Origin of the sequence: Actinomadura darangshiensis (assembly GCF_004349235.1) — a bacterium.
GTDB lineage: Bacteria > Actinomycetota > Actinomycetes > Streptosporangiales > Streptosporangiaceae > Spirillospora > Spirillospora darangshiensis.
In genome coordinates, this window is record NZ_SMKY01000322.1 from 1 (window position 1) to 9,513 (window position 9,513).

General features: G+C 71.2%; 9 protein-coding genes and 2 tRNA genes. 9 read left to right on the plus strand and 2 right to left on the minus strand.

All coding sequences use genetic code 11. The annotated features are described in order from the left end of the window. Positions 1-538: 538 nt before the first annotated feature. Entirely contained in the window at positions 539-2,005 is a 1,467-nt protein-coding gene (locus tag E1293_RS39795; protein WP_165978607.1) for an RNA polymerase sigma factor, read from the plus strand. A 5-nt stretch (positions 2,006-2,010) separates the two neighbouring features. On the opposite strand, the gene E1293_RS39800 is transcribed toward E1293_RS39795, so the two are convergent. Beyond that, the gene (locus E1293_RS39800; protein ID WP_132204128.1) at positions 2,011-3,093 is read right to left on the minus strand and encodes a phosphotransferase family protein; all 1,083 of its coding nucleotides are present in this window, start codon (positions 3,091-3,093) and stop codon (positions 2,011-2,013) included. Between the two features lie 442 nt (positions 3,094-3,535). Here E1293_RS39800 and E1293_RS39805 point away from each other — a divergent pair, with 442 nt between their 5' ends. Continuing rightward, on the plus strand, positions 3,536-4,228 hold the full coding sequence (locus tag E1293_RS39805; RefSeq protein ID WP_207939374.1) for a hypothetical protein: 693 nt from the start codon (positions 3,536-3,538) through the stop codon (positions 4,226-4,228). A 35-nt stretch (positions 4,229-4,263) separates the two neighbouring features. On the opposite strand, the gene pdxR is transcribed toward E1293_RS39805, so the two are convergent. After that, entirely contained in the window at positions 4,264-5,586 is a 1,323-nt protein-coding gene (gene pdxR / locus E1293_RS39810; protein ID WP_132204130.1) for a MocR-like pyridoxine biosynthesis transcription factor PdxR, read from the minus strand. A gap of 117 nt (positions 5,587-5,703) precedes the next feature. Here pdxR and E1293_RS39815 point away from each other — a divergent pair, with 117 nt between their 5' ends. From E1293_RS39815 to E1293_RS39845, 7 genes are all read left to right on the plus strand, one after another. Continuing rightward, complete coding sequence (locus E1293_RS39815; RefSeq protein ID WP_132204132.1) at positions 5,704-6,351, plus strand: pyridoxamine 5'-phosphate oxidase family protein; 648 nt, start codon at positions 5,704-5,706, stop codon at positions 6,349-6,351. A gap of 52 nt (positions 6,352-6,403) precedes the next feature. Continuing rightward, positions 6,404-7,000, plus strand: coding sequence for an oligoribonuclease (gene orn, locus E1293_RS39820; protein WP_132204134.1), 597 nt, complete (start codon positions 6,404-6,406; stop codon positions 6,998-7,000). Positions 7,001-7,054: 54 nt separating this feature from the next. Next, a tRNA-His gene (locus tag E1293_RS39825) sits at positions 7,055-7,130 on the plus strand. A 293-nt stretch (positions 7,131-7,423) separates the two neighbouring features. Then, the gene (locus E1293_RS39830; protein WP_132204136.1) at positions 7,424-7,954 is read left to right on the plus strand and encodes a hypothetical protein; all 531 of its coding nucleotides are present in this window, start codon (positions 7,424-7,426) and stop codon (positions 7,952-7,954) included. A 103-nt stretch (positions 7,955-8,057) separates the two neighbouring features. Then, a complete protein-coding gene (locus E1293_RS39835; RefSeq protein ID WP_132204138.1) occupies positions 8,058-8,399 on the plus strand; it encodes a hypothetical protein in 342 nt (113 codons plus the stop codon). A 158-nt stretch (positions 8,400-8,557) separates the two neighbouring features. Next, positions 8,558-9,127 carry a response regulator transcription factor gene (locus E1293_RS50350; RefSeq protein ID WP_132204140.1) on the plus strand — a complete coding sequence of 190 codons (570 nt, stop codon included), beginning with the start codon at positions 8,558-8,560 and terminating at the stop codon, positions 9,125-9,127. An 83-nt stretch (positions 9,128-9,210) separates the two neighbouring features. Continuing rightward, a tRNA-Lys gene (locus E1293_RS39845) sits at positions 9,211-9,283 on the plus strand. Positions 9,284-9,513 lie beyond the last annotated feature (230 nt).

Consider the following 9,513-nt stretch of genomic DNA (forward strand, 5'->3'; position numbering starts at 1 on the left):
CCGTCTCACTCGTCCAAGCCGACCGCGACCCGTACCACGCCGAAAACCGGCACGCTGTCGGTGGGCTCCTGCGAGATCGCCCAGCCCGGCGGAAGCTGCGCCCTCACCGTGCGAGCTGTTGGCGGGACTGTCAGATGGTCCGTGACGGGTGCGAGCAGTGGTTTCAGCGCCAGCGGCGGCGGCACGCTCGCTGCCGGCCAATCGGCCGTCGCTCAGGTCAGTGGTACCTGCGAGCAGCCTGGTGCGTCCGGGACCGTCAGGTTCTCCCCCGGCGGCTCCGGCAGGGTCACATGCGCCGCATCTCCCGGCGACGGCAACTGAACCCTAAACGTGATCCAGATCACTTTCATGGGTGCAAGTGCCGTCTCACAAGGCGATTCGGCCACGGCGCGTGCCGTGTCCGTCACTAAAATCCGCACATAGGGGAGAAATCCCAGCGACTTGGTGGCAAGATCAGGCAACCAGAGTCGGCCGGCAGGTGTCGGCGGCTCGCCGGGGGCACCATCTTGCACACCGAAATCGACTGGGGAGGGTTCCCGTGGCCGGTGAGCCAGGGGCCGGGCGGAACGATGACGTCAGGCTGGCGGACTCGCTGCGCGCCGGCGATGTCATCGCGCTGACCGAGGTCTACGACACCTACGCGCCGTTCCTCTACGACTACTGCCACGGCCTGCTGCGCGACCGGGTCGAGGCGGCCGGAGCCCTGCGCAACGTCGTCATCGCCGCCCGCGAGCACGTGGACCGGCTCACCGAGCCGGAGCGGCTGCGCGGCTGGCTGTACGCCATCGCCCGCAAGGAGTGCATGCGGCGCCGCGACAGCCCGAACCGGCACACCGGGCAGGAGGCGCCGGAGGCCGAGGACGAGCTGACCTCCGAGCAGCTCGCCCGCCGCGAGGAGCGCCGGCTGCTGGCGCACAGCGCGCTCGCCGCGCTCAACGGGCGCCAGCGCGAGGCGATCGACCTGTCGGTCCGGCACGAGCTGGACGAGGTGGACCTGTCCGGCGTCTTCGGGATGCCGCTGGAGGAGACCCTCGCGCTGGTGGAGAAGGCCCGCGAGGACCTCGGCGCCGCGCTGCACGCGTCCCTCATCGCGCAGAACCACTGGAAGGACTGCCCGAGCGTCGCGGCGCTGACCGAGTCTTGGCCGCTGTCGCCGCAGACGTCCGCCGCACTCGTCCGGCATGTGGAGAACTGCCCGGTGTGCGGGGCGCGGGAGACGCCGCCGCTGCCGCCGGACCGGCTGCTGGCGGTGCTGCCGATCGCCGCGATCCCGGCCGAGCTGCGGCTGGACGTGCTGACCGCCGCGACCGCCGAGGACCGGGCCGGGAACCGCCGCGCCATCGCCGCGTGGACCGAGCCGTTCGACGAGTACGGATGGCCCCTGCCCTACCAGGGGACCGCGCCGCGCGCCCGCGACCGGGCGCCCCGCCGGCGCGGCCCGCTGCTGGCCGCGGTCGCCGTGGGCGTCGGGGTCCTGGTGCTGGTCGCCGGCGCGTGGTCCTGGCTGGGCAGCGGCAACGGCGGGACGAACGCGGCCGCGACCGGCCCGGCGGTACCGGGCGGCAGCGGCTCGCCCGGCGACTCGGGCGCACCGGAGCCGGCGCCGACCGACCCGTCCCCCACGGTGTCGTCGCCGTCCCCGACGGAGTCGAACTCGAAGTCGCCGTCGCCGTCCAAGAGCCCGTCCAAGACGCCGTCGACCAAGCCGCCGGCGCCGCCGACGAGCCACGAACCGGACCCGCCGAGCCCGGGCCACCTGTCGGTGTCGGGGTGCAGCATGGGCGACGGCAAGTCCTGCACCGTCCGGGTCACCGCCGTCGGCGGGGCGGTCAGCTGGAGCGTCACCGGGACGTCCGGCGAACTCGAGGCCGGTGGCGGCGGGCGCCTGTCGTCGGGAGAGTCCGCGGGCGTGCGGGTGTCCCGGACGAACGTGATCTGCTGGGGCCACAAGACCGGTTCGGTGTCGTTCTCGTCGGGCGGCTCCGCGTCCGTCGGGTACTGCTGAGGGATCTACCAGAGGGAGCCGGCGTCGAGGGTGCGGTGTGCACGCTCCAGTAGGAGCGGCACCCCGGCGCCGATCTGGTCGAACCCCTCCCCGACCGTCGCGTTCTGCAGGAAGCGGGCGTGGATGCCTTCCAGGATGACGGCGAGCTTGAAGCACGCGAAGGCGACGTAGAAGTCGATGTCGGCGAGGTCGAAGCCGGTCAGGGCGGCGTACCGCGCGGCGAACTCGCGGCGCGTGTGGAAGCCCGGCGCCGACGTGATCGTGGCGCCGACCGGGAGCTCCTCGGCATCGGACGCCTCGGCCCAGTAGACGAGCGTCAGCCCGAGGTCGGACAGCGGGTCGCCCAGCGTCGACATCTCCCAGTCGACGACGGCCGCGATCTCGGGACGCGGCTCCAGCCGGGCGAGCGCGTTGTCGAGCCGGAAGTCGCCGTGCACGAGCCGCGCCGGGGCGTCCGCGGGCAGCCGTTCGGCGAGCCGCGCGACGAGCCGGTCGTACTCGGGCAGCTCGCGGGTCGTGCCGGTGGCGCGGACGGCCTCCTGTGAGCCGTCCCACTGCTTGCCCCAGCGCTTGAGCTGGCGCTCCATGTAGCCGGACGGGCGGCCGAAGTCCGCCAGCCCGACCGCCTCCAGGTCGACGGTGTGGATCGCGGCGAGCGCCTCGGCCAGCGCATCGCTGAGGCCGCGCGCCTGCCCGGGGGTGAGGTCCGCGGCGTCCTCGCGGGTGCGCAGGACGCGTCCCTCGACGAAGTCCATGAGGTAGAAGCGGGCGCCGATGACGTCCTCGTCGTCGCAGAAGGCCAGCGTCCGCGGCACGGGGACCGCCGTCCCGCCGCCGAGCGCCGTCAGAACCCGGTACTCGCGGCCCATGTCGTGCGCGGTCGGCTGGACGTGCCCGAGCGGCGGCCTGCGCAGCACGATGCGGCCGCCGTCGAGGGTGATGCCGTAGGTGAGGTTGGAACGTCCGCCCGCGATGAGGTCGATCGCGGTGATCCGTCCCGATCCGGGCAGCTCACGGGCCAGCCAGGCCGCCAACCGGGGGACGTCGATGCCGGGGACCCCGGCCGGAAGTTCTGCGTCAACGGTCATGACGACCTATTAGAACGCTGCTCGGTCTGGGCTGGGAACCCCACCCCGGTACCCGCCCGTGTGAGCGGTGACACCCGGCCACTTCCGGCCGACTTCCAGGAAGGCTTCACCTGGCCTCCAGGATCCGTCGTGACCTGCGCGAACGCCGTAGGACCCGACACGGGACGGACGCCCCTCCGGCGACAAGACGAGACTCCCATAGGAAAAAGGTGACACAAGGTGGAATCCTCGGACACTCGGGGTACTCAATGGCGACGACAGCCGCGCAAACCGGGCTCTACCTGGCACGGGTGTCGTTAGCCGTCATCCAGGCCCATGAGACGGCAGGCTGGACTTATGAGTCTCGCTGGGCTAAGAGAAGAGGACTAGACCACTCGGGGCTAGACCACCCGATTGGGGGGAACGCACCGTGGCAGACGCATGGCTGCCGGGAGCCGGCCGCATGCCGGCACGACACGACGGCGGAGCGTTGCGAGGCGGTGCACCCCGCGCCGTCTGGTGCGCCGGCGAGTACGATCCGCGCACCGTCTCCGCGCGCTCGGTGGCCGCCGACCTCGTCAAGGAGGACCGGCCCGCGCACCTGGTGTGGCATCCCGGCACCGGCGAGATCGTCCAGCTCCTGCCGATCACCCGCGCGGCCCGCCTGCTCGGCGCGTGCACCGGCCGCGAGGGGCGCGTCTGCGCGCAGCTCGTCGTGGTCGCCCAGTCCCGGACGCCGTTCACCGGCTCGCCGCTCGCCGGGCTCGACGCGATCGTCCAGTGGCTGGAGGAGTGGGGCGTCGCGCGGCGCTGGCCGGCCGGTCCCCCGCTGCCGTCGCCGCAGTCCTACCATGCGCACCGCAGCCGCAAGGACTGGGCCCGCGGCGGGCACTACGGCGCGTCCCAGGTGCCGCTTCTCGACCGCCCTGATCCCGGCGGCATCGACGTCCGGCGCGTCACCGGCCCGGACACACCGCTCGCCGCCATCCCGAGGCCCCGCGTGTCCGGCACCACGGGCGGGCCCCGGCTGCTGCCGCGGCCGCGACCGCAGGAGCCCGTCCGCCCGCCGCAGACCGATCCCCCGCCGGGACGTTCCGCGCCCCTGCACCCCGCCTCGGAGCCCGTACCGGTCGGGCCGTCCGCCATGTCCAACTGACCAGGCTCCCGCTCCCTGCGCGTCGGCGCATCGTGCTATCCGACGAGCTCCCGGATGATCTCGCAGCCGGTGCGCAGCGCGGCCGGCGTCGCGGCCGAGCCGTAGCCGATCACCAGGCCGGAGGCGCGCTCCGCGCCCATGTGGTGGCGGCCCAGCGTCTCGACCAGGACCCCGCGCACGGCCGCCTCCGCCGCGACAGCACCGGCCAACGGCTCCGGGACGTCCACGACGAGATGCAGGCCGGCGGTGTCGCCGCGCACGACGAGACCGTCCAGCGCCTGCACCACCACTTCGCGGCGGCGCGCGTACTCGCCGCGCATCCGGCGGACGTGCCTGTCCAAGTCGCCGCGTTCCAGGAGGAGCCGCAGCGCGTCCTGCGGCACCACGGCGGTCCGGTCGTTCAGCTCCTCGCGGCGCAGCGCCACGTCCGCCACCAGGTCGGGACGTCCGGTCAGCCAGCCGACCCCCATGTCCGCGGTGAGGATCTTCGCCGTCGTGCCCAGGTAGACGACCACGTCCGGATCCAGGCCGTAGAGCGCGGGCAGCGGCGCGACGTCGTAGCGGAACTCGCCGTCGTAGTCGTCCTCGGCGATGAGCGCCCCGTTGCGCCTCGCCCACGCCAGCAGGGACTGCCTACGCGGGACGGGCAGGACACCGCCCATCGGGAACTGGTGCGACGGCGTCGTGTAGACGAGGCGCAGACCGTCGGGCAGGGCGTCGACGATGATGCCGTGCTCGTCGACAGGGCACGGGACGAGTTCTGCGCCACGTCCCTTGAGGACAGCACGAGCCCTGACGTAGCCGGGATCCTCCACGCCTACGCGGTCCCCCGGTTCGAGGACGGTCGCCGCAAGCAGATCAAGCCCGTTGGTCGCCCCGCGCGTGACCAAGAGCGCGTCCAGGGGGCAGGTCACGCCGCGGCTGCGTCTGATGTAGTCGGTCAGGGCCTGCCGTAGGCCGGGCAGCCCGTGCGGGTCCTGGCGTTGCTGCGGCGGCATTCCCGCAGCCAGCCGCCAGGCTCTACGCCACGCGGGTGTGTCCAGAGCCCCGATCCAGGCGATACCGGGCCTCAGGTCGATCTCGTGTGGAGCCGCCGCAGCCCTCTGGACGGACCTCGCCTTCGGCTTCTGTGGCCTCGGCGTGGGTGCGGCGGCGACGCCTTCAGTGACATAGGTACCTGACCCATGTCGTCCCTCTAGCCAGCCCTCCGCATAGAGCTGCTCGTACGCCTCAGTCACGACCGTCCGGCTGACCCCTAGCAGACCCGCCAGCGCCCTACTGGACGGCAGCCGTTCACCCGCGGCCAGCCGTCCCTCCCCCATGGCGGCACGCAGTTGCGCGACGAGTTGCGCGCTCATTGGGCCCCCGCCATCCCGGTCTACGGAGAGGGGCAGATCGATCGACAAAGTGGTCTCCGGCTATACGCGTCAAGTGGCCATACCCACCAGGCCACTCGACTCCTAGCGTAAACGGACATGAACCCACTCTCATCGACCGCGCGCACACGCCTGGGCCGCTACCCCGAACGCTCCAGCGCCGACCGGTCCGTCCTCCACGAGATCCTCGACGACGGCATGATCTGCCATCTCGGCCTCGTCGTGAACGGTTCGCCACGCGTCCTCCCCACTGGCTACGGACGCCTGGACGACACCCTCTACATCCACGGCTCCACCGGTGCGAGCAGCCTCATGGAGGGGCCGGCCCAAGACATCTGCGTCACGGTCACCCATCTCGACGGGATCGTCTTGGCCCGCTCCCTGTTCCACCACTCGATCAACTACCGCAGTGCCGTCATCTATGGGACGCCCCGCCTTCTGGACGGCGACGACAAGCTGACCGGTCTCCGCGCCATCACCGAGCAACTGGCCCCCGGCCAGTGGGACGTGGCCCGCCGGCCCACCCGCAAGGAGATGGCCGGCGTCACCGTCCTGGCCCTCTCCCTGGACGAGGCGTCCGTCAAGATCCGGCAGGGCCCGCCCTCCGACGACGACCCCGACCACGACCTTGACGTCTGGGCCGGTGTCCTGCCCGTCCACCAGGCGTTCGGCGCCCCCGACCCCGATCCCCTGCTTCGCTCCGGCATCCCCGTCCCCGGCCATATCGCCCGGCGCGTGACCTCCTAAATCGATCGCCCGCAATGCCCCGCGCAGTCGTTCATGGCCGTAGGGTGAGTGCATGAACGAGCGGCTGGTCTGGATCGACTGCGAGATGACGGGACTCGACCTGCGCAACGACGCGCTCATCGAGATAGCCGCACTGGTCACCGACAGCGAGCTCAACATCCTCGACGAGGGCGTCGACGTCGTCATCAAACCGCCGCCCGAGTCGGTGACGCAGATGACCAAGGTCGTCCGCGACATGCACACCACGTCCGGCCTCCTGGAGGCGCTCCCCGGCGGCATCACCCTCGCCGAGGCCGAGGACACCGTCCTCGGCTACGTCCGCACGCACGTGAAGGACGCCAAGAAGGCGCCCCTCTGCGGCAACTCCATCGCGACCGACCGCTCGTTCCTCGCCCGCGACATGCCCGCCCTCGACGGCCACCTCCACTACCGCATGGTCGACGTCTCGTCCATCAAGGAGCTGGCCCGCCGCTGGTACCCGCGCGTCTACTTCGCCAGCCCCGAGAAGAAGGGCGGCCACCGGGCCCTCGCCGACATCACCGAGAGCATCCAGGAGCTGCGCTACTACCGCGCCGCCGTCTTCGTCGAGCAGCCCGGCCCCGACTCCGACACCGCCCGTGCCGTCGCCGCCAGGATCACCTCCGGCTGACCCACCCCCCGGGAGCCGCTACACTACTGGGAGCCGGGAGCGATCCCGGCCACGGTGGGTGTAGCTCAGCTGGCAGAGCACTTGGTTGTGGTCCAAGATGTCGGGGGTTCAAGTCCCCTCACTCACCCCACGCCCAGAAACAGAAAAAGCCCTGGTCATCCCAAGGATGCCCAGGGCTTTCCTGTGTCCTCCGCCAAGCTCCCCCTCGCGGATGTCCGATTCTGGGAGCGATAGGGGGCGCGCGTAATCGCCCGGCGCGTGTCCCCGAACGGCCTGCGGCGGTCGGGACCCCTCCCGAGTTCGCCTCGTTACGCTTGGCGTCCCATCGGGTGAAGGAGACCAGGCCGTATGTCGAAGCAGACAGCGTCAGGACGACCACGGCGGCCAGCCGTACTCGATCGTGGGCGGGTCACCGGCTGGGCGATGCTCACCATGCTGGTAGCGGGAGGCTGCGGGGTCTTCGGCGGGTCGAGCGACTCCCCTGCGCAAGGCGCAGAATCCAAGACCCCGGTGACCGCCGCGTCCACTACCCCGGTGACGCCCGCGGACGGCTCCGATGTCTCGGCCTGCGGTGACGGGAACTGCGCGGTCCTGGTGTCAGGTCCCGTCGACATCAAAGTGAAGGGCCACGGCGGAATCACCATGCTGTCGGTGGTCAAGGTCACCCCGCCCGGACTCAGCTTCAAGATCAAATCGGACGACGGAACAGGCTCCGGTGAGCTCCAACCCACCTGCACGCTCAAACTTCACAAATACGGCCAAGCCACCTCGTGCGGCGGCACCCAGACTCCACCGCCGCAGGAGACCGGGATCCTCGCGTTGCAGGTGGCGAGCGCGGCGAACGGCGGTGTCGTTCTCCGGCTCGTTTCCGGCAAGGTCGGCGAGCCGCCCGCCTCGTTGCGCCCGCCGAAGATCAAGCTTCCTTCCCTGCCAGACGACCCGTGGGGCGACTAGAAGCGGCAACCCAAGAGATCATCACGCAGATGACCAGCGCTTGCCGCCGGCCAGGCGGCCGCGTTCCTCGCCAGACCCCCCACCAAGGACGAGGAAGGCACTTTTGAAACAGCGTTCCAGGTCGGCCGTGCTCGCCGTGTCCCCCGGCGGCACCGTGGCGATCACCTACTACGACTTCCGGAACAACACCCCGGCCGCCACCCTCCCCACCGACTTCTGGGCTGTGACCTGCATGGACGGCTGCACGAAGCCCGGTTCGTGGCGCGAGCGGCACATCGAAGGCCCGTTCGGCGCGCGCGCCGTGCCGGCCACGACCTCCGGCCGGATGCTCGGCGACTACACCGGCCTCACCGCCTCCGGCCCGGCCTTCGTCGCCGTCTACGGCGTGGCCACCGGCGGCACCGCCAACCCGGTCGACCTCCACGGCGCGGCCTTCTACAACTGACCGCCCGGGTGCGGCCCGCCCCGCGGGCCGCACCCCCGCGGCCCGACCGGGCGGTTTCGCCTCAGGTTCGCCGTCCCGGCGCGGAACGATCGACTCTCGAAGATCGTCCCGTTATGCTCCGACCCTAGAGAATGTCAACGACACGCCAAGGGCAACGGATGAGCGTCGACGAGACGGCCCCGCTGCGCGTACTCGTGGTGGACGGCGATCCGCGAGCCCGCGCGAACCTGGTCTCACTCCTGGACTCAAGCGACGAACTCCAGGTCGTCGCCGACACCCCCGACCCCCAGGCCGCACTCGACCTCGCCGAACGGCTCCGGCCCGACATCGTCCTGCTCGACGTGGCCGCCGCCGGCCACACCTCCCCGCTCACCGGCACCTCCCGCGTCTTCGTCCTGGCCGCCGGCGACCACCACGCCGTCGACGCCGCCCTCCGCGCCGGCGCCTGCGGCCATCTCGTCCCCGGCTCCTTCACCGCCCGCGACGTTTTGCGCGGCGTCCGCGACGCGTCCCGCACCACCCACGGCCTCTCCGCCCGCGAGGCCGAGGTCATGGACCTCATCGCCACCGGCCGCTCCAACGGCGAGATCGCCCGCCAGCTCTTCCTCAGCGAGAAGACCGTGAAGAACCACGTCAACCGCATCTACGCCAAGCTCGGCGTCGGCTCCCGCGCCACCGCCATCGCCCTCTGGCGCGGCGTCATGAGCGCCCTCCCCGCCCGCGACTAAACGATTCGCACAGGTCCACGGTGCCTGATACTGTTCTTCCTGTCGCAAGGGACCCCGGCCCCCGGCCGAGGCCCCGCTGACACGCGCCGTTAGCTCAATTGGCAGAGCAGCGGACTCTTAATCCGCGGGTTCGGGGTTCAAGTCCCTGACGGCGCACCCACGACTACCAGGGCGTACCCCGATTATCGGCGTACGCCCTGTTCGCGTCGGTTGCAGTCTCCGTTGCAGTCAGCTCTCTGGAGAACCCTCGAATCGGGGCGCCGGCCGGGCCACACCAGACGAGTCCCCCAGTCCTGCCACGCGTCCGCCTTGCGCCGGGCGTTAGTGGGGTGGGGGGATTTCGCCTGAGCCTCGTTTGATTAGGCGGGTGGGTATCAGGGGGTGTT

Excerpts from the sequence above, each read along its gene's own strand:
- pdxR (WP_132204130.1), bottom strand. The coding sequence starts at position 5,586 with ATGAGCGCGCAACTCGTCGCGCAACTGCGTGCCGCCATGGGGGAGGGA.
- E1293_RS39805 (WP_207939374.1), top strand. The coding sequence starts at position 3,536 with ATGCCGGCACGACACGACGGCGGAGCGTTGCGAGGCGGTGCACCCCGC.
- E1293_RS39800 (WP_132204128.1), bottom strand. The coding sequence starts at position 3,093 with ATGACCGTTGACGCAGAACTTCCGGCCGGGGTCCCCGGCATCGACGTC.
- E1293_RS50350 (WP_132204140.1), top strand. The coding sequence starts at position 8,558 with ATGAGCGTCGACGAGACGGCCCCGCTGCGCGTACTCGTGGTGGACGGC.
- E1293_RS39815 (WP_132204132.1), top strand. The coding sequence starts at position 5,704 with ATGAACCCACTCTCATCGACCGCGCGCACACGCCTGGGCCGCTACCCC.
- orn (WP_132204134.1), top strand. The coding sequence starts at position 6,404 with ATGAACGAGCGGCTGGTCTGGATCGACTGCGAGATGACGGGACTCGAC.
- E1293_RS39830 (WP_132204136.1), top strand. The coding sequence starts at position 7,424 with ATGCTCACCATGCTGGTAGCGGGAGGCTGCGGGGTCTTCGGCGGGTCG.